Source organism: Ruegeria faecimaris (assembly GCF_900182615.1).
In the GTDB taxonomy this organism is placed as follows: domain Bacteria; phylum Pseudomonadota; class Alphaproteobacteria; order Rhodobacterales; family Rhodobacteraceae; genus Ruegeria; species Ruegeria faecimaris.
Genome location: NZ_FXTE01000001.1, coordinates 734,872 through 759,559, shown reverse-complemented (window position 1 = coordinate 759,559; position 24,688 = coordinate 734,872). Strand labels below are relative to the sequence as shown.

Annotated in this window: 25 protein-coding genes; 11 read left to right on the top strand and 14 right to left on the bottom strand. The window is 55.4% G+C overall.

All coding sequences use genetic code 11. From position 1 onward, the window contains the following. Positions 1–91: 91 nt before the first annotated feature. Positions 92–1,312, top strand: coding sequence for an aminopeptidase P family protein (locus tag FN806_RS03800; RefSeq protein WP_142634166.1), 1,221 nt, complete (start codon positions 92–94; stop codon positions 1,310–1,312). 21 nt (positions 1,313–1,333) lie between these two features. On the opposite strand, the gene speB is transcribed toward FN806_RS03800, so the two are convergent. Beyond that, positions 1,334–2,308 carry an agmatinase gene (gene speB, locus FN806_RS03795; protein WP_142634164.1) on the bottom strand — a complete coding sequence of 325 codons (975 nt, stop codon included), beginning with the start codon at positions 2,306–2,308 and terminating at the stop codon, positions 1,334–1,336. 132 nt (positions 2,309–2,440) lie between these two features. Between speB and FN806_RS03790 the strand changes: the two genes are divergently transcribed. The 3 genes from FN806_RS03790 (at position 2,441) to FN806_RS03780 (ending at position 4,834) form a co-directional block, all read left to right on the top strand. Then, positions 2,441–3,283 carry a glycosyltransferase family 25 protein gene (locus FN806_RS03790; protein ID WP_185956613.1) on the top strand — a complete coding sequence of 281 codons (843 nt, stop codon included), beginning with the start codon at positions 2,441–2,443 and terminating at the stop codon, positions 3,281–3,283. A gap of 103 nt (positions 3,284–3,386) precedes the next feature. Further along, complete coding sequence (locus FN806_RS03785) at positions 3,387–3,779, top strand: group I truncated hemoglobin (protein ID WP_246097137.1); 393 nt, start codon at positions 3,387–3,389, stop codon at positions 3,777–3,779. Then, a complete protein-coding gene (locus FN806_RS03780) occupies positions 3,776–4,834 on the top strand; it encodes an adenylate/guanylate cyclase domain-containing protein (protein WP_142634160.1) in 1,059 nt (352 codons plus the stop codon). Before FN806_RS03785 ends, FN806_RS03780 begins: the two co-directional genes overlap by 4 nt. Before the next feature lie 5 nt (positions 4,835–4,839). On the opposite strand, the gene FN806_RS03775 is transcribed toward FN806_RS03780, so the two are convergent. From FN806_RS03775 to guaA, 8 genes are all read right to left on the bottom strand, one after another. Further along, positions 4,840–5,454, bottom strand: a complete 615-nt coding sequence (locus tag FN806_RS03775) for a TetR/AcrR family transcriptional regulator (protein WP_142634158.1) — start codon at positions 5,452–5,454, stop codon at positions 4,840–4,842. Positions 5,455–5,558: 104 nt separating this feature from the next. Further along, on the bottom strand, positions 5,559–6,428 hold the full coding sequence (ppk2, locus tag FN806_RS03770; protein WP_142634156.1) for a polyphosphate kinase 2: 870 nt from the start codon (positions 6,426–6,428) through the stop codon (positions 5,559–5,561). Positions 6,429–6,477: 49 nt separating this feature from the next. Further along, entirely contained in the window at positions 6,478–7,362 is an 885-nt protein-coding gene (locus tag FN806_RS03765; RefSeq protein ID WP_246097136.1) for an alpha/beta fold hydrolase, read from the bottom strand. Between the two features lie 58 nt (positions 7,363–7,420). Continuing rightward, positions 7,421–8,338, bottom strand: coding sequence for a homoserine O-acetyltransferase MetA (metA, locus tag FN806_RS03760; RefSeq protein WP_142634151.1), 918 nt, complete (start codon positions 8,336–8,338; stop codon positions 7,421–7,423). Between the two features lie 39 nt (positions 8,339–8,377). Continuing rightward, positions 8,378–9,250, bottom strand: coding sequence for an ATPase (locus FN806_RS03755; protein ID WP_142634149.1), 873 nt, complete (start codon positions 9,248–9,250; stop codon positions 8,378–8,380). 232 nt (positions 9,251–9,482) lie between these two features. Next, positions 9,483–10,607, bottom strand: coding sequence for an OmpP1/FadL family transporter (locus tag FN806_RS03750; RefSeq protein WP_142634147.1), 1,125 nt, complete (start codon positions 10,605–10,607; stop codon positions 9,483–9,485). Positions 10,608–10,732: 125 nt separating this feature from the next. Further along, positions 10,733–11,632 (bottom strand): DMT family transporter, encoded by a 900-nt coding sequence (locus tag FN806_RS03745; RefSeq protein ID WP_142634145.1) that lies wholly within the window; start codon positions 11,630–11,632, stop codon positions 10,733–10,735. A 96-nt stretch (positions 11,633–11,728) separates the two neighbouring features. Then, on the bottom strand, positions 11,729–13,288 hold the full coding sequence (guaA, locus tag FN806_RS03740; protein ID WP_142634143.1) for a glutamine-hydrolyzing GMP synthase: 1,560 nt from the start codon (positions 13,286–13,288) through the stop codon (positions 11,729–11,731). A gap of 277 nt (positions 13,289–13,565) precedes the next feature. On the opposite strand from guaA, the gene FN806_RS03735 reads away from it, so the two are divergent. Next, positions 13,566–15,110 (top strand): trimethylamine methyltransferase family protein, encoded by a 1,545-nt coding sequence (locus FN806_RS03735; protein ID WP_142634141.1) that lies wholly within the window; start codon positions 13,566–13,568, stop codon positions 15,108–15,110. Here FN806_RS03735 and FN806_RS03730 read toward each other — a convergent pair. After that, the gene (locus FN806_RS03730) at positions 15,103–15,414 is read right to left on the bottom strand and encodes a DUF6477 family protein (RefSeq protein ID WP_425471942.1); all 312 of its coding nucleotides are present in this window, start codon (positions 15,412–15,414) and stop codon (positions 15,103–15,105) included. The genes FN806_RS03735 and FN806_RS03730 overlap by 8 nt on opposite strands. 238 nt (positions 15,415–15,652) lie before the next feature. Between FN806_RS03730 and FN806_RS03725 the strand changes: the two genes are divergently transcribed. Next, entirely contained in the window at positions 15,653–16,756 is a 1,104-nt protein-coding gene (locus tag FN806_RS03725; protein WP_142634137.1) for a DUF6456 domain-containing protein, read from the top strand. 52 nt (positions 16,757–16,808) lie between these two features. Beyond that, positions 16,809–17,729 carry a hydrogen peroxide-inducible genes activator gene (locus tag FN806_RS03720; protein ID WP_142634135.1) on the top strand — a complete coding sequence of 307 codons (921 nt, stop codon included), beginning with the start codon at positions 16,809–16,811 and terminating at the stop codon, positions 17,727–17,729. Between the two features lie 46 nt (positions 17,730–17,775). On the opposite strand, the gene FN806_RS03715 is transcribed toward FN806_RS03720, so the two are convergent. Next, positions 17,776–18,324, bottom strand: coding sequence for a peroxiredoxin (locus FN806_RS03715; RefSeq protein WP_142634133.1), 549 nt, complete (start codon positions 18,322–18,324; stop codon positions 17,776–17,778). A 265-nt stretch (positions 18,325–18,589) separates the two neighbouring features. Here FN806_RS03715 and lipA point away from each other — a divergent pair, with 265 nt between their 5' ends. Then, on the top strand, positions 18,590–19,540 hold the full coding sequence (lipA, locus tag FN806_RS03710; protein WP_142634131.1) for a lipoyl synthase: 951 nt from the start codon (positions 18,590–18,592) through the stop codon (positions 19,538–19,540). Beyond that, entirely contained in the window at positions 19,537–20,679 is a 1,143-nt protein-coding gene (locus tag FN806_RS03705; protein WP_142634129.1) for an amidohydrolase, read from the top strand. Before lipA ends, FN806_RS03705 begins: the two co-directional genes overlap by 4 nt. A 4-nt stretch (positions 20,680–20,683) precedes the next feature. Here FN806_RS03705 and FN806_RS03700 read toward each other — a convergent pair whose 3' ends face one another. Together FN806_RS03700 and hpt are read right to left on the bottom strand one after the other, a co-directional pair. After that, positions 20,684–21,043 carry a hypothetical protein gene (locus FN806_RS03700; RefSeq protein ID WP_142634127.1) on the bottom strand — a complete coding sequence of 120 codons (360 nt, stop codon included), beginning with the start codon at positions 21,041–21,043 and terminating at the stop codon, positions 20,684–20,686. Between the two features lie 129 nt (positions 21,044–21,172). Continuing rightward, positions 21,173–21,715 carry a hypoxanthine phosphoribosyltransferase gene (gene hpt / locus FN806_RS03695; protein ID WP_142634125.1) on the bottom strand — a complete coding sequence of 181 codons (543 nt, stop codon included), beginning with the start codon at positions 21,713–21,715 and terminating at the stop codon, positions 21,173–21,175. Between the two features lie 72 nt (positions 21,716–21,787). On the opposite strand from hpt, the gene FN806_RS03690 reads away from it, so the two are divergent. Both FN806_RS03690 and FN806_RS03685 read left to right on the top strand, forming a co-directional pair. After that, positions 21,788–22,234: a type II toxin-antitoxin system RatA family toxin gene (locus FN806_RS03690; RefSeq protein WP_142634123.1), complete on the top strand. Its 447-nt coding sequence runs from the start codon at positions 21,788–21,790 to the stop codon at positions 22,232–22,234. A 38-nt stretch (positions 22,235–22,272) separates the two neighbouring features. Then, complete coding sequence (locus tag FN806_RS03685) at positions 22,273–23,568, top strand: MmgE/PrpD family protein (protein ID WP_142634121.1); 1,296 nt, start codon at positions 22,273–22,275, stop codon at positions 23,566–23,568. Here the strand turns inward: FN806_RS03685 and pyrC are convergent. Then, positions 23,565–24,602, bottom strand: coding sequence for a dihydroorotase (pyrC, locus tag FN806_RS03680; RefSeq protein ID WP_142634119.1), 1,038 nt, complete (start codon positions 24,600–24,602; stop codon positions 23,565–23,567). The two genes, FN806_RS03685 and pyrC, sit on opposite strands and share 4 nt — an antisense overlap. Positions 24,603–24,688 lie beyond the last annotated feature (86 nt).

Below are 24,688 nucleotides of genomic sequence, written 5' to 3'. Positions count from 1 at the left end.
GGTGCATGGCTCTCGGTTCCCGAGGCCGCTTGTCCTGAACGCCGGGACTTGTGGCCGGGCTTTGCCTGTCCGGCATCGAGGAGAGACCAAGATGAATGATCTAAACAATCGCCCCGAATTCTTTACCTGCCACAACGGTGACAAGGCGCCTTTGCCCTTTAGTAAGGCGGAATATGCACGCCGTCTGGCCAGTTTGCGCGCCACGATGGCCGCCCGCGATATTCCAGCAGTTCTGCTGACTTCCATGCAAAACATCGCCTATTACTCGGGCTTCTTGTATTGCTCGTTCGGGCGTCCCTACGGTTGCGTTGTCACTCAGGACAAATGCACCACCGTGTCGGCCAATATCGACGCCGGCCAGCCTTGGCGTCGCTCGGTTGAAGACAACGTGATCTATACCGACTGGAAGCGGAACAATTACTGGCGCGCGGTGGCTGATCTGATCGGATCTGCACGGCGGATCGGGATCGAAGGCGACCATATGACCCTGGCAATGCGCGACACCGCGCTGGATATGCTGGGCGGGCCGGAATTGGTGGATATTGCACCTGACACGATGGCCGCACGTATGGTGAAATCAGCTGAAGAGATCGCGCTGATCAAAGGCGGCGCACACACTGCAGATGTGGGCGGTGCAGCCATTCACGCGGCGATCCGCGAAGGCGCGACCGAGATCGATATCGCCATGGCAGGCCGTGACGCGATGGAGGCCGAGATTGCTCGTGCCTATCCAGAGGCCGAGTACCGCGACACTTGGGTCTGGTTTCAATCCGGCCTGAACACTGATGGCGCACATAACCCGGTCACTAAGCGGGCGCTGCAAAAGGGCGATATCCTGTCGCTGAACACATTCCCGATGATCTCGGGCTATTACACTGCGCTGGAACGCACCTTGTTTCTTGGCGAACCCGACGCCGATAGCCTGCGCATCTGGAAGGCAAACGTCGCCGCGCATGAGTTGGGGTTGAGCCTGATCAAACCGGGCGCGACCTGCTCGGGGATCACGGCTGAGATCAACCGTTTCTTCGCCGACGAAGGCCTGCTGCAATACCGGTCCTTTGGCTATGGCCATTCCTTCGGCATACTCAGCCATTACTACGGTCGTGAAGCGGGTCTTGAACTGCGCGAGGATATCGACACGGTTTTGGAACCCGGCATGGTCGTGTCCATCGAGCCGATGCTGTGGATACCTGAAGGTCAGAAAGGCGCCGGCGGCTATCGTGAGCATGACATTCTTGTGGTCGAAGAGGCCGGAGCTGAAAACATCACCGGCTTCCCCTATGGGCCAGAACACAACACGATCAGCGCCTGATCACATGGGCAGGAAGGGCGATCAGCCCTTCTTGCCCCGTTCGTGAAAGATGAAGCCGATAAAGTTCAGCAGCACCTGTGCCGCCAGAATCTGCGTGCTTTCGGTTGGGTCGTAACTTGGGGCGACTTCAACAAGGTCGATCCCGACCACGTCACCGCGTTTCGCCAGCCCCTGAAGAATTTCCAGCACATCGTAATACAAAAACCCGCCATGGCTGGGCGTACCCGTGCCAGGTGCGATTGAGGGGCAAAACGCGTCGATATCAATCGTAACGTAATACCTCGCGCCCTCGGGGATGCGCTCCAATACACCCTCGGTGCCCAACTTGCGCACCTGTCGTACGGACAAGATGTCCGAGCCGCGAGCGCGGGCATCCTCATACCCTTCCTTGGCGGTTGATGACACGTTTCGGATCCCCAACTGGGTCATGCCGGCGACATAAGGCTTTTCAATCGCCCGCCGCATCGGATTGCCGTGGCCAGCAGTGACGCCATGACGCTCGTCAACGAAATCCAGATGCGCGTCGATCTGGACCACATGGATCGGACCGTTCTGCGCGCAATCTGAGGCAAAGGCGTTGATGCAGGGGATATTCACCGAATGATCGCCGCCGATGGTGACGGGCAGGGCGCCTGCGGACAGAATACGTTCGACGCCGTATTGAATATTGGCGTGGCTCTCATCTGTCTTGGTGTGGATAATATCGGCATCCCCAATATCGACCATCCGCACCGATCCATCCAGATAAGTGGCGTCATCCTCATGGTCATAGGCCCCGGCATGGCCAAAGCTGAACAGGGTTGAGGCCTCGCGTACAGCACGGGGCCCAAAGCGCGCGCCGGACCTCCATTGAGTGCCAAAGTCGAAAGGCGCCCCCATGACTGCGACATCCGCGTCGATATTGTCCCAATCCTCGACATACGGCGCTTTGCCGAAGGTCGAAATGCCGACGAAAGGCAGATTAAGCCGCCCACCGCTATACCCATGTGATGACATGGCGAGTTTCCCGTTTCTTGCTGTTCAACGGCAGCTTAGACAGGAATTCAAAGCTGCGATAGGTGGGGGCTGTGGGCTTGATTATCCGATTGTGCGAAGTGTATCTGGTGCAGGCATTATAAAGGAACAGCCGTGGGCCATCATGAACTGCCACCGGGAACGGGTGTCTACTATATCAATCTGGATCGGGTACCCGAGCGGCGCAACTTTATGGAGGCACAGTTCGCCCATACCGGGCTGATCGGGGCCGCGCGTTTCAGTGCGACCGACGCGCAACAAGAAGGCGCACTGGATGGTCACGGATATGTTGCCGGTTCCGGCAGCCGCTGGGGTCTGAAACAAAGTGAAGTCGCTTGTTTCGAAAGCCATCGCGCCGTTTGGAAGCGTGCCGTTCAGCAAGACCTGAAGGCTGTTGCGATCTTTGAAGACGATGTCGAAATGTCGACCCAAGCTGGCGGTGTGATTGCCAGATTGCTCGAAGCAGGGTCAGGGTTCGACTTCCTAAAGCTGGACTATTCCCCCCGGGTGCTGCGGTTTGGGCCAGAACTACAGATTTCCGGCGTACCGGTTCGCCCGATGCTGGAAATGGCACCCAGCGCGGCCGCATATATCCTGTCGCAGGCGGCCTGCCGTAAATTGCTGATGTGGTCCGAGAAATACTCGGATCACCTGGATGATTTCGTATCTATCCCCCGCCCGGATTGGCAAATGTATCAGTGTTTTCCAGCAGTCGGCGTTCAAATGATCTGGTCGAAACAGCAAGATCAGGCTGAAGATTCCGTGAAAGTCAGTGAACGTTCACAAAACAGAAAGACCAATAGCGGTCTGGAAAAGGGACCCCTGTGGTTTCGCATTCGTCGCGAATTGCAGGCCGCGAAACGCAAGTTGTATTGGCGCCAGAGAGGCGAAGCCCGGTTGCTTGAAAGCGGGGGGTATGTCGGATTTATCCCCTGTGCCGAAGACCTGAGGGTTTAGTTTAGATCATGGGCTGATCACGGCTTTCCTACCAAGTAAAAATAGTAATTTTCGATAAGCGTTAACAAAACTGTCAAATTGAATTAATCTTCCAGTGTTGTTGGTGTTTTTCCGGTTTGGGGTTGGTGTGGGTCAGACAATCTATGAGCATTATGGCGGTTTCAAAACGATCAGCCGGATCGTAATGACTTTTTACGAGATGGCACTGGAGTCTGATCAGATCGGTGACCATTTCGAAGATATCGACATGCCAAGGCTGATTGATCACCAGACCAAGTTCGTATCTTCTCTGATCGGTGGCCCGACATCTTTTAGTGATGATCGAATTGAAGCGGTTCACAGAAATCTGAACATCACGCACGCAGATTTTGACGAAATGGCAGCTCTGTTCGGTGAAGCGCTGGCGTTACATGGAATGGAAGATCGGCACGTAAAGATTGCCTTGGGAGCGATCGAATCCAAACGCGCAATTATTGTTACGCGCGATGCGGCATGAGTATTCTTGCGATCAATGAACAACTGCTGCGCGCGATCGGTGTTGGTGTCGCAGTGGTTCGGGCATCAGATCTTACATTCGTATTCTGCAACGGCCCTTTTCAGGAATGGTTTGGCCTTCCGGCTAATGGACAGACATTGTTGGATATTTTTCCTGACCTTGATGCGCGTGAACTTGAAGACGTAAAGCAATCGGGGCTCAGATACTCGGTCGAATTGCAGATCAAGCCGAAACGCAGGACATTGGTTTTCGCAACGGCAGTTTCTCTGGCAAACGGTCTTTCGGAACAGGTTCTGGTCATCGAGTTTCAGAACATCACCAAAATCCGCGAACTTGAAAGCATGATTGACAGCTACTCGACCATGGTCGAACGCAACACGCGCGAGTTGGAGCGTGAGAAAGAGCGGGTTGAAAGGCTGTTGCTGAACCTGATGCCGCGCGCTGTTTATGAAGAATTCAAGACATTCGGTGTGGTCACGCCGCAGCTTTACGATCAGGTGTCAGTTGTGATGCTGGACTTTGTGGGGTTCACGGATTTTGCCGCCAAGACGGACCCGACGGTTACCCTAAGCGAGTTGAATGACATCTTTACGGCCTTTGACCGGATCGTTGAACAGTTCGGATGTGAGCGGATCAAGACCATTGGCGATGCTTATCTAGCGGTGTCAGGCATGCCGGATGCTACGCCAGATCATGCGACTGCTGCTGCCCATTGTGCGGTCAGGTTCCTTCGCTATCTTGAGCGGAGAAATGAAAGCCATCCGCACAAGTGGCAGGCACGTGTGGGGCTGGGTATGGGGCCAGCGGTGGGATCTGTGGTTGGTATTCAGAAATATGTCTATGATGTATTCGGACCCGCCGTGAACATCGCTTCCCGGCTGCAAGTCTTTGCAAACCCAATGAACATTGTTGCGCCTGAAGAAATGAAATACGCCCTGATTGACGAGTTTCAGGTCTCTGATATCGGGCGTGTGGACATCAAGGGTATGGGTGAGATGGATCTGATTAATGTCACATCCGGTCTCAGCATTCCGCAACGGAAACCGGTGTTCTGACGGCCTTATTCGTCCGGAGGCACCAGCCCTAGTCCCCTCAGATAAATACCGATCCCCGTTTCCAAAAGATCTTCGGGCGGGAAGGGTGCGGTGGCGCCGGTGTTGCGTGCAAACAATTCGACTACACCGTGACTCAGCGCCCAGATATGTGCGCTGAACATTGAAGCCGGCGGACGTTTTTCCGGCGGAATATGTTGCGACAGATCGGCTGCAGCTTTTTCCAGAACATCTCTGGCCCGGTTTGCAGCCAGGGCAAGTTCTGGGGTGCGGTTGACGGAAATCCCACTTTCGAACATCGCGATATAGTGGCCAGGATTCTTGCGAGCAAAGGCCAGATAGGCGCGCCCGGTTGCTTCGAATGCAGCCAGCGCCGAAGGCTGGCCTTTGTCATAAGCGAATTGAATTAGATCGGCGAACATCTCGAACCCCTGACGCGCCGCCTCGGCGATCAGGTCCTCGCGCCCGTGATAGTGGCGATAAACAGCTGCAGGCGTGACGCCTGCCGCTTTTGCAGCCTCTGACAGGGTGAACCCGGTCGGACCCTTTTCCTCGATCAGGGACAGAGCTGCGTCGATCAGAGCCTGTTTCAGGTTGCCGTGGTGATACCCGCGTTTTGTCATCCCTGATTCAGACGCCTTTTTTGTTCAATTCTTGAGGAACTAAGACATAAACCGGTAGCACGTATTCGTCCAATCTTTGTGATGATATTGGCCGGCAAGAAAGATCAGGCATCCCAGATATCTGGCCCGCCACATATCTTGGTGTCGATATCGCCAATCGCATTTTTGTCCTTTTCATCATAGTCCAGCGCATGAAGCACGGTTCGGATTGCTGCCAGCCTTGCCCGTTTCTTGTCGTCGGAACGAACTATGGTCCAGGGGCAGGCTTCGCTGTGACTGCGTGTAAGGGTCTCGGAAATCGAAGCAGAGTATTCATCCCATTTGTCCAAACCAGCGATATCGATTGGGCTTAGCTTCCAGTGTTTCAATGGGTCCGTTTCGCGTGCAAGAAACCGGTTCAACTGCTCGGCCCGTCCGACGTTCAACCAGAACTTGAACAAGCGGATACCATCGTCACACAGGCCAGTCTCTAACGGCAGAACCTGGCGGAAGAAGCGTTCACGCTGTTTTGTGTTGCAGAACCCAAACACATTTTCCACCACGCCGCGGTTATACCAGCTGCGGTCAAAGAACACGATTTCCCCGGCTGCGGGCAGATGTGGGATATAGCGCTGAAAATACCATTGGCTGCGCTCTTGATCTGATGGCTTGCTGAGCGCAACGTTCCGGGCCCCACGCGGGTTCAGGTTCTCACGGAACCGCTTGATCGTCCCGCCTTTTCCTGCGGCATCGCGGCCTTCGAAGATAACAGCGACACGCTGGCCAGTTTCCTTCACCCAAAGCTGCATTTTCACAAGCTCGATCTGCAGGGACTGCATTTGTTTCTCATACGCCTTACGCTTCATGCGTTCGTCATAGGGGTATGTAGGGTTCAGAATGTCATCCTTATAAGCCTCTTTGATCTCGTTCCGGACTTCTTCTGGTGCACGTTTTTTGTAATATTCTTCGATGGTGCCTTTGCCAGTTCGTGTCATGAGTCACCTCGCGATAAAATCCATATCTTACTATGGATTAGCCTCGGAATTAACGCAAACCCGCCCGCTGAGCAGCCCGGATGATTGCGGCCGCTACTTCGGGTGCGGCCACGATCTGTGGCATATGGCCAATTCCCGGCAATTCGATCAGTTCAGCGCCGGGGATTTGGTCGATCAGGGGTTCCGCATGCCATTCCAACCCGACCGTTGTGTCGGCGGTGCCATGCACAACCTCGGTCGGGACCGAAATATCCTTATAGCGCGGCTGCAGCGCACGAACTTCGTCCAACAGATTGGCGCGTTGCATTGCGTTGGCATGCATCGAAGCCGGGCGCATGGTCAGCCCGGGGCCGAAATGTTCGGCATAGCCTTCGGGTGCAGTTTGGGGGGAAAAGACACCGTCTAGGGCCTGCTCGACATACCAATCGGGGACAAAGGCGTTGATCAACGGCAGCACAAGCGCGTTTCCGGGCTTGGTCGCGGCCATTCGGTTGAAACCATCCAGCGGCGTTTCCCAAGGGATCGCGGCGGGGGCAATCAACACCAGCGCCGAGATGTGTTCGGGCTGTGTAACCGCCCAGGCCAGCGACACCGACCCGCCATAGCTTTGCCCTGCAACAATGGGTTTGTCCGCGCCCAGCTTGACAGCTGCACGGCGTAGGATTTCGGTTTGTTCTTCAAGGGTTTCTCCGTCCGGATTGAAGCTGTCGGAATACCCCAGTCCGGGCCGGTCAAAAACAATGACACGGAAATCTTCTGCCAGAATTGGTGCGAGGGCAAAAGTCATGTCCCGAGTGTTGCCACTGGACCCGTGGATCAGCACGACATCGGGCCCGTGCCCCATGACTACGGCATGAACGCTGACTCCATCGACGTCGATCAGCTGACCCTCGGGTGGGAAACTGGCCTCGGCTACAGCTTCGTTCCGTGACACGCGCCAAGTTGTTACGGTGGCCAGGCCTGCAATCAACAGGGCAAGAGCTATGATGGTTTTAAGAACCAATTTGATCCATATCGAACGGTGTTGTCTGATAGATTTCGTTAATCCAGTTGCCATAGAGCAGGTGCGCATGGCTGCGCCATCTGTTCTGAGGCCGGCACGAGGGGTCGTCGTCTGGATAGTAGTTCATCGGCACGTTTATCGGTGTGCCGTTGTCGATATCGCGATCATATTCCTGCTTGAGCGTATCACTGTCATATTCAAAGTGGTTGAAGATATAGATCGCACGATGGTCCTTATCTTCGACTAAGCAGGGGCCTGCCTCATCACTTCCCAACAGGGTGGTCAGGCCGGTAGCGTTGTCGATTTCGGCCTGCTTCATCTCGGTCCACCGGCTGACCGGGATGACGCAATCATCGGAAAACCCGCGCAGAAACGGTGAGGAGGGGGCCAGATTGCGGTGCCGGAAACATCCGAAAGCCTTGGCGTCCAACATATGTTTACGCACCCCATGGAAATGGTTGATCATCGCCATTCCGCCCCAGCACACGCCAAAGGTCGAATGGACATTTGTCTGGGTCCAGTCAAATACTTCGCTGATCTCTTCCCAATAGGTGACATCCTCGAATTCAAGATGTTCGATCGGGGCGCCGGTGATGATCAGGCCGTCAAATTTTTGGTCCCTTACCTCCTGAAACGGGCGGTAGAACTCGGCCATATGCTCGGCTGCGGTGTTTTTGGTCCGATGTTCGGTCATACGGATCAGCGATAGGTCGATCTGCAGTGGGGTTGCACCGATGAGGCGAGCGAACTGGTTTTCGGTCTGAATCTTCTTGGGCATCAGATTCAGCAACCCGATCCGAAGGGGGCGAATATCCTGACGCATTGCCTGATCCTCGGACATGACCATGACGCCCTCATTGGTGAGAACGTCATATGCAGGCAGGTCAGAGGGAATCTTGATCGGCATCGGATGCAAGCCTTTGGTTTGAGAGTGTAAGTGCCGTAGTTAATCGCGCTTTGGCCGGGTCTCAAGTGCACGTTCGATCAACTCATCGAAATCACCGTCGTCGCGAATACTGTGCATGTCGCTGGCAGCGATCGTCAGACCCCAGTTGTCGGCCATTGCCCTGTATCTCGGTTGCCGGTGCGCAAGAGCTTTGGCATAGGTCCAGCGAATGAATGCGTTGGGATCGACCTGTTCGGCGGAACAGCCTTGTTGGGTCAGATATTCGTCCCAGACACGTGTCAGGAATTCGGGCTGATAAGACATGGGCTTGGGCGCACGGTCAAAGCGCCTGATCAGCTCGGACGTGTGGTCGTCATCACCTTTGATCCAAATCATCAGCGTGTGGCGCGACAGCTCAGTCAGGACCTGATCGCGCGGATCGTCGGGATCAACCCATTCGCAGATCGAACCGCCAGTATCGCAAATGAAATGCGGGTATTGGTACAATCTCTGCGCCCGATCCACGAAATACTCGGTATCCAACAGAGCGTGAATTTCTGCCAAACGGAATTGTTCCTGACGGCGTTTATATTCGGTCAGCTCCATGCCGCCCTGTGCCGGGTTGCCCGGTTTTCCCAGATAGGCGGCGACAGGGGTCAAGTTCTCGAACGAGATATTTGATCCGATGTAAATGGAATCAGACAACAGCAGGTCACGCAGGAAAGGGACCTTCATGGCCTCGGCTTTGGCGTTGTCGATGATATACTCGCCCATGTATCGCGTGCCGATCCGGTAATCGACCGAATAGTGGAACCAGTCCCCGGAATCGCGCAGAACGTTGGACACATAGGTCTTTCCCAGGCCTGACATGCCAAAAAACAGCACCTTTTTGCGCGCGGCTTCCCGCCAGTCTTTTGCCGAGTTGTAGATCATTGTCCACTATCCCTTTTCCGACCTTGCTAAAACGGGTGGGAGGCGGCGTCAATCGCGCGTGCGCGGTTGTTTAGAACCAACAGTCTTGGGCACAGGTTTCGTTATGCCAGAATGGGAGTAGATATCTGTTCCTTGCCACGCAGGACCGCATCATCTCAATTCGTGATCATGCGGATCTATGCAAAAAAGGCTCCGCCGGAGGGCGGAGCCTTGTGAACAGTTTTGCCGCTGATCAGTTCAGAGAGTAGGTCAACTGAAGGCCGACGCTCCAGGCAGAGTTGCCGCTGAATTCACCACCCGTGGTGGTTGTCGCATCGCCAATGTCCGTATAACGGACACCGCCCGAGATCTGAGCATTTTCCACGGTGTAAGTACCGCCTACGCCAATGCTCCAGAAACCGTCAGTCGGCCCCAAGTTTGATACTTCGGTACCATTCGACTTTTCGTAAGATGTGGATATCGCGCCAGAAAAAGCCTCTGAGAACTGATATCCCATTCCAAGAGTATAGGTGAATGTGTCGTCGTCAAAGTCGACGAGGTTGTCCCCAACGATCCCGACATAGGCGGCAGGTGCCACTACTGTCTGAGGCCAGTCAACCCAGCGGATCGATCCGAACACCAGCGTTTTTGGGGCAACCCCGGTCTGGAAATCCAGGTTGATGGATTGCGGTGTCTCGACCCTGGTCGTGTCATCGATTGTTTGCAACCCGGCGGGGACGGGCGGCACTACGTTGAACGACTCGGTCGACGACAGATCGTGAGTGATCTTGGAGTTGTAGACCAGCGAAACCCGAGCTGCGATTTCAGGTTTTTCCCAGGCAACCCCGACGAGATAACCAAAGTCAGTATCGGCATCCGCGTCAAATTCGTATCCGGCTGCTGCCGGTACAACGACTTTTGCGCTAGCACGTTGCGCGCGAATACCGCCAATGGCGCTGAAGCCACCGTCAAGCTTGTAGCGCAGCAATGCGGTGAGGGAGTCGACATCAGCGCTGGCTCTCAGAATCCCGCTGCGTCCTCCAAACGCTGCAGTTGGATTCTGCGACAGGGGATAGTCGGCGGAATACCCAATATCCGCACCGAATGGTTCGTCATAGATCAGCGCAAAGTCCAGTTTGTCAGTAAATGAACGTTTGTAAGCCAGGCCCGGTGAGAAGAAAGCATTCGACACATCACCTGATTCTACGCCATTTTGTTCACCGCTTACGTCGGGTGAAGCATATCCAAGACGAAGTTGGACCACGGATCCCTCTTCGAAAATGATATTGATTCCCTGTCCACTACGGTCCAGACCACCGGCTTGAATGCTTGTTGCGCCCACGCACAAAGCACACGCCTGTAGAAGCGTCTTCTTCATCCATTCCTCCCAATTATGTCGCTAAGTTGCGCGAATTTGTGGTGTCTGCGCACAACCGAGTTATTCTTACAGGTGGATTTCACTCTCTCTACAATAGGTGGTCAACGGGTGACTGAACGTTACCCTTAGTGAGTGTTGCGAGAATCTGTTGCTAAACTGTTACGGTTTTCCGACTGAACGTTAAGGAAGATACCCACAAAAATGACAGCAGCCCCCACGAGCGTCCACTGATCGAGAGCCTCATGATAGAAAAGCATACCGACAATCGCGATTGTAGGAAGGCGCGCAAAATCGAATGGGATCACAACCGTAGCCGGTGCGATTGAGAGTGCATTCGTAATGCAGAAATGCGCTAATAGGCCTGCAAGCCCTACAAGCAAAAGCCAAGGCGCGGTTGCCATCGTTGGTAACGCAAGTTCTCCGTCGATCGCAGAGGCTGCCAGCCCAAGACCGGCCTGTATAACGGTCAGCCAGAACATGATACACCCGATGCTTGCAGAACGCGTTAGTTTTTTGGTGGAAATTGTAGTCAAAGCGAAGAACACCGCCGACATCGCGGCGGCGACAATTCCTGCGCTTAACGGAACAGCCCCCGGTCGTGCGACTATAAGGATACCAGCAAAACCGATAAGTGCTGAAAGGACCCGCACGACTGTCAACCGTTCGGCCAGCAGCATCGGGGACAGCAGGATCACCCAGATCGGTTGCGTAAACTCAAGTGCAAAGACCTGTGCCAGTGGTGCCACGGAAACAGCGTAGAACCAGAGATTCTGACCGGTGAAATGCAGGGTATTTCGTACCCCGTGGAGGCCAATCCGTTCGGTCGATACCTGATGCCACTTTCCCGTAACCGTCAGGACAAGGCTGACCACGCACATGCCGACCAGGCTGCGATAAAACATGATCTCAAAGGTGTCATGGGTGACGCTCAGCTCACGTCCGGCCACGGCCATAGACGTAAAGGATGCGATCGCCCCGATCATCCACAGCGCGGCTTTGCCGATTTGGGGTTTGCTGCTTTCCATTGAGTTGCCCGCGCACTAGGAGTTCTACGATGTTGATTGGTAACTAAATATTTGTGTCGCAGAAACAAAAAAGCCGGGCGCTGGCCCGGCTTGTTTTCATTCCCACTCGATTGTGCCCGGAGGCTTCGACGTGATGTCATAGGTGCATCGGTTGATGCCTTTGACCTCATTGATGATCCGGGTGGCGGTTTCGCCCAGGAATTCATGACTGAACGGGTAATAGTCGGCGGTCATTCCGTCGACTGAGGTAACTGCCCGCAGGGCGCAGGCATAGTCGTACGTGCGGCCATCGCCCATGACACCGACGGTCCGAACCGGCAGGATCGCCACGAAGGCCTGCCAGATATCATCATAAAGCCCATGTTTGCGAATCTGGTCGATATAGATCGCATCGGCTTCGCGCAGGATATCTAGTTTTTCGCGGGTGATTTCACCGGGGCAACGGATTGCCAGACCAGGGCCGGGGAAGGGGTGGCGGCCGATAAAGCTTTGGGGCAGACCCAGCTCGCGCCCCAATGCGCGGACCTCGTCCTTGAACAGTTCGCGCAGCGGTTCGACCAGTTTCAGACCCATTTTCTCTGGCAGACCACCAACATTGTGGTGACTTTTGATCGTGACCGAAGGCCCGCCCGAGAACGAAACGGATTCGATCACATCAGGGTAGAGGGTACCTTGGGCCAGGAATTCGGCCCCGTCGATCGTGTCGGCATGTTTCTGGAACACGTCGATGAACAGCTTGCCAATTATCTTGCGCTTGGTTTCCGGGTCGCTTTGCCCCTCAAGCTCACCTAGGAACAGATCGCTTTCATCCGCGTGGATAAGCCGAATATTATAGTTGTCGCGGAACATGCCGACGACTTCGTCAGCCTCGTTCTTGCGCAACAGGCCGTGATCAACGAACACACAGGTCAGCTGGTCGCCAATCGCCTCGTGGATCAGGATCGCCGCGACCGAACTATCGACACCTCCGGACAGACCGCAGATCACTTGTTTATCGCCCACTTGTTCGCGGATTGTCGCGATCATCTGCTCGCGATAGGCACCCATGGTCCAATCGCCGCTGAACCCGGCGAGCTTTACAAAATTCTCATAAAGCTTGGCGCCCTTTGGTGTGTGGTGCACCTCGGGATGGAACTGAACTGCATAAAAATGGCGGGACGTGTCTGCAGTGATCGCAAACGGTGCGTTGGGCGAGGTGCCATAAACCTGAAACCCCGGCGCGATTTCACTGACATGGTCGCCGTGACTCATCCAGACCTGTTCATCGCCGTCGGTGAACCAGCCATCGAGAATATCCAGTTGGCCTTTGGGGGTCACAAAGGCGCGGCCGAACTCTGCGGTGCCATGGCCGCTTTCGACCTTGCCGCCCAACTGGTGCATCATCACTTGCTGCCCATAGCAGATACCAAGGATGGGAACGCCAATGTCAAAGATTTCCTGCGGGACCCGCGGAGACCCTTCTCGTGTCACGCTATCGGGACCGCCCGAGAAAATAACGGCCTTTGGGGCCATTTTCCGAACAAAGTCCGTCGTAACATTCTGATAGGGATGGATTTCACAATAAACATTCAGCTCACGCAGGCGGCGCGCAATCAGCTGCGTTACCTGGCTGCCGAAGTCGATGATCAGAAGGCGGTCATGGGTGTCTTGGGTCATGGTTCTGCTACTAGGTTGCGAAGATGATAAGCGCAAGGGATTTCAAGTGGTATAGACACGCCAGTTGGTCGCGGTTAGGGCCCGCTTGTCTGGTGGACGGTCCCGAAGCGAATGACGAAGAGCCGCGCGACTTCAAAAACATGTGCTGGGTCATTTTGTGGCGGTTGTCCCCGACATTTTGTCGCTTTTTCCCCTATAGCGCCGTTATCCACGACTGCCATTGCGGCGGGTTCCTGTAACACACATGTAAATTCAACAACTGATACGGGATTTTCTCATGACAGAGGCAAACACCCGGCGCAGGGCGAGAGGTGGCGGTGGCGCTGCCCGCCGGGCCGAACGTACAGCGGTTCGTATCGAGACCGCAAAGTACATCGAACGCAATATTCCGAATTTCGAGGTTCTCAACGAAGAAGCGTTGCAGATCATCGAAACAAATGCGGAAACGCTTCTGGCCGAAGTCGGCGTCAATTTTGTCGACAACCCTGCGGCGCTGGAACGTTGGAAAGACGCGGGCGCCGATGTGGATGGCGAACGGGTGCGCATCCCACGCGGCCTTGCGCGCGAGTTGATCAAAACTGCGCCAAGCGAGTTCACGCAGCACGCAAGAAACCCTGAAAAGTCCGTGGTCATCGGCGGTCGCAATCTGGTTCTGGCGCCGGTCTATGGCCCTCCGTTCGTGCGTGATGCGCAAGGTGGCCGTCGCTATGCGACCATGGACGATTTCAACAAGTTCGTGAAACTTGCTTACATGTCAAAGTGGCTGCACCACTCGGGCGGTACTGTGTGCGAACCCACAGACGTTCCGGTGAACAAGCGTCACCTGGACATGCTGATGGCGCATATGACCTTATCGGACAAGCCATTCATGGGCTCGGTCACCGATCCCAGTCGCGCTCAGGATTCGGTGGAAATGTGTGAGATCCTGTTCGGCAAAGAGTTTGTTCAGGAAAACACGGTCATGACTTCGCTGACCAACATCAACTCGCCGATGACCTTCGACGATGTGATGATGGGGTCGCTGGAAGTCTACGCCAGGAATAATCAGGCCTGCATCATCTCGCCGTTCATCGTCGGTGGTGCGATGGCGCCGGTTTCGATAGCGGGGACATTGACACAGGTTCTGGCCGAAGTTTTGGCCGGTGTCGCGTACAGTCAGATCATCCGCCCGGGAGCGCCTGCTATCTTTGGTGCTTTCGTTTCGTCGATCGACATGAACTCAGGCGCGCCAACCTTTGGCACACCCGAGGCGTCAATGGTTACCTATGGCGCGGGACAGCTGGCGCGGCGTCTGGGTCTGCCGTTCCGCTCAGCCGGGTCGTTCTGTGGCTCGAAACTGCCCGATGCGCAGGCCGCTTATGAGACCGCGAACTCGCTGAACATGGGGCTGATGGCGGGTGTGAACTTCATGCTGCATTCCTGCGGCTGGCTTGAAGGTGGCCTGGTTGCGGACTTTGAAAAGTTCGTCATGGACGCAGATCAACTTGGCGTTCTGCACGGTCTGGCCAAGGGTGTGGCCTATGATGAGAACGCTCAGGCCATGGACGCAATCCGCGAGGTCGGCCCGGGTGGCCACTATCTGGGATGTGCCCATACGCAGGCAAACTTCAAAGAGGCGTTCTGGAAGTCCGACCTGCTGGACTACAAACCTTACGAAACCTGGGAAGACGAGGGCGCGCGCGATACGCGGCAGTTGGCCTCGTCTCGGGTCGAGCATTTGATTGCCAACTACAAGCAACCGGAACTCGACCCGGGAATTCACAGCGCTTTGACCGAATATGTTGAAAAGAAAAAGGCCTCTATGCCGGACGCTTTCAGCTGATAACTGAAAACTGTGAGGCGCGGCTGGCTTTGTACAGCTGCGCCTCACCCAATAGCGCGATCAGAAGGTCCAAATGACGGACCAGCGAATAGCCTGCATCTTCTGCCAGTCTCTGCGCGTTAACCTCTCGTTCAATATCCATCAAACGCATCAGCGCCGCACCCGACCCAGGTAGCGATCCGTACCCAAGTATGCGTTGCAGGTGGCGGTCCCGATCATAGTCCTGTGCGCCGTGTTTGGCTGCCCGCGCCAATAGGCGGGGGCGGCGGAGGGCGGAAATCATGGTCATCAGGTCCTGCATCATTGGGCTCCACTTGTCGGATTAATGTTGCCCAATTTGTTACACAACCTAAGCGGGTGTTGCCTTAATCGGGTTCTCCCCGAACTCTCGCTTCATGAGTGTTTATGAATTTGAATGAAATCTGGTCATCACCTCCGGCAGTTAACGAACGAGTAACGAAAGCGACTCTAGTTAGAATTGGTTAACAAAGTCACCGGGGGCGATAGAGAACAGATTGTTTCGTCGATGAGGGCACAGAACTATGGAAAACAACATGGCTTTCACCATTCCGGCTTGGGTACCTGAGGGGGCACAGCGATACCTGGCCCACACAGAAACCGGCCAGTCGATCCGCGATATTGCGCGATCTGCGGGGTGCCATGCTTCGACCATTCTTAGACAAATCCGCCGAATTGAGATGCGTCGTGACGATCCATTGGTGGATGCGGCTTTGCAGTCGTTGGCCGAAGAACATTTTTCGGTCAATGATGCTTCTGATCGCACGGTTTCAGCGTTCAGTCATAATTCACACGTCGAAAAAGAAGAATTCAACCACGAGGCCCTAAGGGTACTGCGCAGACTGTGTGAGACCGGTTCGGTCCTGGCTGTCGCTGAAGAAATGAACAAAGCAGTGGTGGTGCGCGATACCGGCGAAGCCGCTGCGACCAGAACTGCAGTGGTTGATTCCAGGATCGCACAGGCATTGGCGTTGAAGGATTGGATTTCCTGCGACAACCCAGGCCGGATATCGCGCTACCGGATTACCAGCGCGGGCCGCACGGCACTGAGCCAGTTAATGGCCGATTTCGAGAACCAGGCAAGGTCTCGCAACGAACATGGAATGGCAGAAGCGCCTTCTTCGTTTCATGGGGCGCCCTCTCACGCGACGACAAACCGCGCCCATCCAGAACGTCCCAGAAGAATGCGCTATAGCGCCGCAGAAAGCCCGCTGATCGCCCTGGCAAGGCGTCGGGATCGGGATGGAAAGCCGTTTTTAGATGAAGCACTTGTCGGGGCAGGAGAGCGCCTGCGCGAGGATTTTGAACTGGCTCAGATCGGACCTCAGGTTGCACAGAACTGGGACCATTTCCTGACTGCCGGTGGGCGCGGAAGTTTTGGAAGCGGCGACACTGGCAACCGGGGTTCTTCAGAAGCGCGCGACCGCGTAGAGCGTGCATTGTCTGACCTTGGACCGGGGCTGAGCGACGTGGCTTTGCGCTGCTGTTGCTATCTGGAAGGGTTGGAATTGGCGGAAAAGCGAATGGGGTGGTCAGCGCGGTCCGGCAAAATCGTTTTGCGTATCGCATTACAGCGCCTGAAACGTCATTACCAGGATCAGGAAGAGCGCAGCCGTATGATCGGATAACGCTTTGATCGGTTTTGGTTGCGGTTTCAGGGTGGAGTGATAGCTAGGGGTTATGAACTTTACCCTTCGACAGCTCCTATACTTTAACGCTGTTGCGCAACAGCGCAACTTTGGGCGGGCGGCACAGATGTGTAACGTTTCGCAACCGGCATTATCGGTTCAGATCAAGGCGTTAGAAGAAACCCTCGGTGGTGCCCTGTTCGAGCGTAAGGCCCGTGACATATTGCTTACCCCTTTGGGGCGGGATGTGCTCGAATATGCGCGTCAGATACTTGGTGCCTCGGACAGGCTCGACCAATTTGCCAAGGATCACTCAAGCGGGCATCGGTCTTTGTCGATCGGAATAATCCCGACGATTGCGCCCTATGTTCTGCCAGGTGTTCTGGCGGGGTTAAGGGCGGCCGATGTTTCTTTGAGAGTGCAGATACGCGAAGCGCGGACAGAGCGCCTGTTGACGATGCTGCGCGCTGGTGAGATCGACGCAGGTGTGGTCGCGCTGCCCTCCGGGGGAAGCGAATTGTTCGAATTTCCCTTGTTCGAGGATCGGTTCTTATTGGCCGGAAGTTCGGCACGGTTGCGCAATTTTTCCAGCGATACAGAGCGTTTGCGCCCTTTGGACCTTCAAAATGCACAGCTTATGCTACTGGATGATGGGCACTGCCTGACGGATCAGGCCCTGGAGGTTTGTGGTCAGGACCGCAGCAGCGGTCTGATTAACATGGGTGCCTCGTCTTTGGCGACATTATCCCGTTTGGTTGCCGAAGGGTTTGGATTGACGCTCATGCCAGAGCTTGCCGCCCGTTCCGAATCCGACGCGGTACCGGGTCTTGAGCTGATGCGATTTGCCTCGCCGCAGCCGGCAAGGACAGTGGGGCTAGTTCGTCGATCTTCTACCTCGCAGGAAGATTGGTTCGAAAGCCTGGCGGATACCATTCGCACCGTCGGCGAGAGCATTGTCACGCAAACGCGCTAGTCACAAAAAAGCCCGCCTGAAGCGGACTTTTCTGTTGAGGACGAACTCAGGCCAGTTCCGGCTCTTTGACTTCGTTTAGATGTTTCATCAGGTTTTCCGGTGACGAAAAGCCATAGGGGTCCTCGGGGCAGTTATCCATCAGTCCGGGCTCTTCAAACCAGGCTTCTACGATGCCGTCATTGATGATGGCCGCATAGCGCCAGGACCGCATGCCAAAGCCTAGATTATCTTTGTCGACCAACATGCCCATTTTACGTGTGAATTCGCCTGAGCCATCAGGGATGACCTTGACGTTTTTCAGGCCTTGATCCTGTGCCCATTTGTTCATGACAAAGCTGTCATTCACGGACATGCAATAGATCTCGTCCACACCTGCGGCTTTGAAATCTGCGTGGCCGTTTTCAAATCCGGGCAACTGATAGGTCGAACATGTCGGGGTGAATGCGCCAGGCAGTGAGAACAGAATCACGCGCTTTCCTGCGAAATAGTCCGCCGTGGTCTTGTCTTCCCAACGGAAGGGGTTTGGTCCTTCGACAGAAGCGTCTCGGACGCGGGTGTGAAAGGTCACTTCGGGCAGTTTGGTGCCAGACTTCATGATCGAACTCCTGTGAATCACGTACGGTTTTCGTGGACTTAAAAGGATTCCAAATCCGCTTCAATGGCGGATGCTCCAGGTGCGTCAGAATTTACCTGACAACGCGTAAGTTGCAGTTAATAATAGGAAATTATTTAGAATTTTGGCCCTGAGACGTCAAAGTCTTTCACCCTGATGCATAGCGGCTATGCATGGGTGGTGTAATAGCAGAGGTCAGTTTATGTTATGGGTAAACCGAATTGACCCAAAGTCAGAAAGACAGGCCGTGCGCGATCTGAACATTCCCGAACAAAGACACCCAGAAAAGGCTCATCGGCCCGACAATTCGCAGCCGAAAAAGCCCAGTTGGATTCGCGTCAAAGCGCCCGGTGGTCAGGGTTATGCCGACACGCGCAAGATCATGCGTGACAACAATCTGGTTACGGTCTGTGAAGAAGCCGGATGCCCCAATGTCGGTGAATGTTGGAGCCAGGGCCACGCGACCATGATGATCATGGGCGAGATTTGTACCCGCGGCTGTACCTTTTGCAACATCGCCACCGGTCGCCCGGATTCGCTGGATGCGTTTGAGCCGGGTCGCGTTGCCCATGCGGTTGAAAAGCTGGGGTTGAACCATGTGGTCATCACATCTGTCGACCGCGATGACCTTGCAGATGGCGGGGCAGAGCATTTTGCGCAGACCATTCGCGCCGTGCGTCACCGGTCTCCGGGTACGACGATCGAAATTCTGACGCCCGACTTTCTGAAATGCGATCCGTCCGTTCTAGAAGTTGTCGTTGAGGCAAAGCCAGACGTCTTTAACCATAATCTTGAAACGGTGCCTGGCCTCTATCCCGAAGTGCGACCGGGCGCGCGGTATTTCCACTCTTTGCGTCTATTGCAGCGCGTGAAAGAGCTGGACCCGTCGGTCTTTACCAAATCCGGGATCATGGTTGGTTTGGGTGAGGATGGTCAGCAGGTCCGGCAGGTCATGGATGATATGCGCGCCGCTGAAATTGATTTCCTGACCATCGGTCAGTATCTGCAGCCCACGCCCAAACACCACGGAGTCGATCGGTTCGTAACGCCGGAAGAATTCGCATCCTATGAAAAGGCAGCTTATGGCAAAGGGTTCCTGATGGTATCGGCCACACCTTTGACCCGGTCGTCTTATCACGCCGGAGACGATTTTGCCCGGCTGCGTGAGGCACGCCGGAAAAAGCTGGAACAGGGGTGACACCCGAAGCGCATGCGCGGCTGACACGCCTGCGCCACGACCTGCATCAATATCCCGAACTATCCGGGCACGAGCGTGAGACCGCTGCCCGCATAACAGATCTTTTGCGGGGGTTCGGTGCGGACCATGTGCTTACCGGACTGGGAGGGCATGGCGTTGCCGCGGTTTTTGACAGTGGGCAGGCTGGGCCAACCGTTGGTATCCGGTGCGAATTGGATGGGCTGCCGATTCAAGAACTTGGTACGCACCTATATGTGTCGAAGGTTCCGGGCAAAGGGCATCTGTGTGGCCATGATGGGCACATGGCGATGGTGCTTGGCGTTGCGGAAGACCTGGCGCGTCACCGACCCCAAAAGGGTCGGGTGGTTTTGATCTTTCAACCGGCTGAAGAAACCGGGCAGGGCGCCATCGCCTTTCGCGCGGACCCTCAATTCGCGAAGATCGCGCCGGACTACGTGTTCTCTCTGCACAACCTGCCGAGGTTGGAACTTGGCGCTGTTGAGTTGTGTCAGAGTTCGGCTAACTGCGCCTCGCGCGGGATGAAAATCATCCTGACCGGCAAGACGTCCCATGCGGCTGCGCCTCAGGATGGGATTTCCCCGGCTGAGGCGATGTCCGAACTGGTTTCGAAGCTGGCGAGTTTAGGCGCAGGCGGCGCGTTGGATGCCGATTTTGCGCTGACAACTGTGACGCATGCCCGTTTGGGAGAGCCGACTTTCGGCGTCGCTCCGGGAAAGGCCGAGATCTGGGTGACCTTGCGCACCGTTTCAGATGCCCGGATGCAGAAGCTGATGACCGAGGCCGAGGCACTGGCGCGCCGCGCCGCATCCGCCGACAGTCTGGAGGTTGAGATCACCTATGACGATGTCTTCGAGGCCTGCGTCAATCACAGCGACGCGGTGAGCATCATCGCAACGGCCTGCGCCGAGCGTGGAGTACCGTGCCATTCAACAAAGGCGCCGCAAAAGTTCTCAGAAGATTTCGGGCAATTTGGGAAAGGCGCGAAAACGGCCATGTTCTGGCTGGGGTCGGGGCAGGATCATCCGCAATTGCATAACCCTGACTATGATTTCCCAGACGCACTTATCCCGGTAGGAGTAGACGTATTTGTTGCCGCAATTCGATCACTTAATGGCTGAAACTTCAGTTTACGAGATCGCTCACTATTCCAACGGCATCAATGACTGTCTTAGTGTCATCAGATATCGACAGGATTTCGTCATCCACGCGGATATATCGCTGACCGGCGGGTAGGGGCTTCAACTTCCAGCCGTCCAGGTCATCAAGATAGTCAAAATTCAGATCGTTAGGGAGTTTCTGACCTCGCGTATAACGCTTGATCTGTCCGGGCGGTACACCAACGCCATTATTGGTCTTTATCGACTTTTCGATTTTCGACTTGTCTGAACTTTTCCCTTTGCCCTTGTTGTCTTTTGCGTCCGCAAGACCAACCGTTGCGGCGACTGCGCAAGTCGCCAGAAGCCCAATAGACATTACTTTCATAAGCAGAATCCTCCCAAGATGATCGGAGGGTAATCTGTTGTTGAGGGCGTTGTCCAATGGTATTCAATTAAGTGAATGCAAATGTGCGCAGCAACTTTGACTATTGGAATCTGGGTTTTTTTATCCTTCTCAGTCTTCGATAAAACGAACCTTACCAATAAACGGCAAGTTGCGATTGCGCTGTGCGTAGTCGATCCCGTAACCCACAACAAACTCATCAGGAATTTCAAACCCGATCCAGTCCGAACGGAAATCGACCTCGCGCCGGCTGGGCTTGTCCAGTAGTGCGATCGAGCGAAGTTTTCCAGGATCGCGGCTTTGCAGCAGATGAGTAACATGGTTCAGCGTGTGCCCGGTGTCGACGATATCCTCGACCACAAGAACGTCGCGACCCTCAATAGCGCCGCGCAGGTCTTTTAGAATGCGGACTTCCCGGCTGCTTTCCATCGCATCCCCGTAGGATGACGCCTCAAGGAAATCCACTTCGATGGGCAAGTCCAATTCGCGCACCAGATCGGCGATGAAGACAAAGCTGCCACGCAGCAGGCCGACAACGACCAGCTTGTCGGTCCCGTCGAATTCGGCAGTGATTTCGCGGCAGAGTTCTTCGATCCTGGCGGCAATGGCCTTTGCCGAGATCATCTCATCAATCACATATCCGCGCTGGCTCATCGCTGCCCCCTTGATCTTTGGCGCGCAACATACGACATGACGCGCCATTGTCACCTGCAAAAACCGGACGCCATGCCTATACATTCGGAAACGCGACACCTGCCTTACACTGCGCAACAGATGTACGATCTGGTTGCCGATGTAGCAAAATATCCCGAGTTTTTGCCCTGGTGTGCGGCTGCACGTATCCGACGCTCATATGCAGCAGGAGAGGCACAGGTGATGGAAGCGGACCTGATCATTTCGTTCAAAGTGTTCCGCGAACGCTTTGGCAGCCGGGTTACCCTGTTTGCCGAACAACGCCGGATCGACACGGAATATCTGGATGGGCCCTTCAAATACATGAAGTCGGACTGGCATTTCGAGGACGCAGCAGAAGGCGGGTGCAACGTTTCGTTCCATGTTGATTTCGAATTCAAGAATGCCATTCTGCAGGGTATCATCGGAGTGGTCTTCAATGAGGCGATGCACAGGATCGTGAGGGCGTTCGAGGGCCGGGCAGAGGAATTGTACAGCTAAGTCTTTACCCGAAAGCGGCGCTTGCTAGACTGCGCCACATGACTGATTTTACCACAGCATTGGCCGATTTTGCCTCGGGGCCTGTTGCGACCTCGTCAGAGGCCCGTCTCGTAACCTCTCTGTCTGCGCTGGATTGGGTGGTTGTTGGCCGCGTCGGTGTTAGCGAACCCGTATCTCAGACCGTGCGCGCACTGGTTCTGGATGAAGGAGGCAACCCGCAGGCCCATCTGTTTGGCGGGGGGCTGGCTCCCGTCAGGGCAGCAGGTTTGGTTAACGGAACCATTTCCCACGCTTTGGATTATGATGACACGCATTTTGCGCATATCGGGCACCCTTCGGTCGCGGTTATGCCTGCGGCCTTTGCCCTTTGTGATTGGGACGACCGAATTCTTGTCGATGTCCTTGAGGCCGCTCTTGTCGGGATGGAGGTTTCGATCCGCGTAGGGCTTTGGCTGGGGCGTGCGCATTACCAGGGCGGGTTCCATCAGACCGCGACGTCAGGTGCCTTTGGTGCGGCGGTCGCCGCTGGCCGGGTGCTGCGGTTCGATACGGAAAAGATGCGCCGGGTTCTTGGTCTGGCTGCCACCCGCGCCGCAGGGTTGAAAGCTCATTTCGGCACGATGGGAAAGCCCTATAATGCCGGGCTAGCTGCCGCTGCAGGGGTTGAGGCTGCGCTGTTGGTGTCCAAGGGGTTTGATCCCAACTCGGATGCGCTTGAGGGGCCCTATGGTTTTGGTGCAACCCATATTGGTCAGTTCGAACAGGCCGCTGCTCTCGATGGAATTGGAGAGACGTGGCTGTTCAAAGATGTAAGCCATAAGTTTCATGCCTGCTGTCATGGGTTGCACGCCGCATTAGAGGCCGCACGTGACCTGGATATTGCAGAGCCCGAAGTAGCCGAGATCAGGATCAAGACCCACCCACGTTGGATGACAGTGTGTAATCAAACCTCTCCGACCACCGGGTTGGGGGCCAAGTTTTCCTACCGGACGGTTATTGCTATGCAAGCGCTGGGATATGACACAGCCTTGCCAGACAGTTTTTCGGATAAGGTATGTGCGGATAGGCGCCTGCAATCGCTGCGGGACCGGATTTCAGTCGAAGCCGATGAGACGCTGTCTGAAACTCAAGCGGATCTGTCTTTGCTGCGCCGCGATGGGGCACGAAAACAGGCCAGCCACGATTTGCTTGGCCCTATGACATTGGCCGACCGGGAAGACCGGGTCAGAAGCAAGGCGGCCAAGCTAATCGGTGCCGAGGACGCAGACGCGATCTGGTCGATGCTGCGTACCGGTGGCCGCACCCGTGATCTGGCGAAAATGCTGGCGCGTTAGACGACGCGCCAGTGCAAGGGGAACCCGGGTTCGAATACTGTTACCGGGCCGTCGTCAGTTTCGATCTTGTCGGGATATTCAACGGGGTCGCCCTTGGTAAGCGTGATGGTTTCTTTATTTACCGGCAGGCCATAAAACGCAGGTCCGTTCAATGATGTGAACCCTTCCAGCTTGTCCAGCGCACTGGCTTTGTCAAACATCTCGGCCACAAGGGACATTGTGTTTGTAGCGGTGAAACATCCCGCGCAACCACAGGCCATTTCCTTGTTCGCGTCTGTGTGCGGCGCGCTGTCGGTGCCAAGGAAGTAGCAAGACATCCCAGAAGTTGCGGCGCTCATCAAAGCCTGGCGATGGGTCTCGCGCTTGGCCACGGGCAGGCAGTAGTAATGCGGTTTGATCCCGCCCACCAGGATGTGATTGCGGTTGATGATCAGGTGATGGGCCGTGATTGTTGCAGCAAGATCATCTCCACCGGATTGCGCATAAATCGCACCCTGAGCCGTCGTGATGTGTTCCATCACGACCCGCAAACCAGGAGTCGCCTGGCGCAGTGGATCAAGTATCGTATCGATGAAAACCTCTTCGCGGTCGAAAATGTCGACCTCGGCATCGGTGACTTCACCATGGACACACATCGGCAGACCGATCTCAGCCATTCTCTCAAGCACCGGGCGGACCTTGTCGAAATCACGCACGCCCGAGGCGGAATTGGTGGTTGCGCCTGCGGGATACAGCTTTACGGCCTTGATCAGCCCACTTGCATGGGCTGCGGCGACATCCTCGGCGTCGGTGTCTTCGGTCAGGTACAAGGTCATCAGCGGCTCGAACGGCATGCCTTCGGGCAGGGCGGCCAGAATGCGGTCGCGATATGCGGCGGCCTGATCGCCGCGCACAACTGGCGGAACGAGGTTCGGCATTATGATCGCACGGGCAAAATGGCGTGCGGTTTCGGGCAGAACGGCCTGCAACATGGCGCCATCGCGCAAATGCAGATGCCAGTCATCGGGGCGGCGAATGGTCAGCGTATCAGTCATGCGCACCCGCTAGCACAGCCTCGGCCAAAGACCAACCAAACCGTGAGGATCTGGTGCAAAAACTTCACCTATTTGCGGCGATGGCG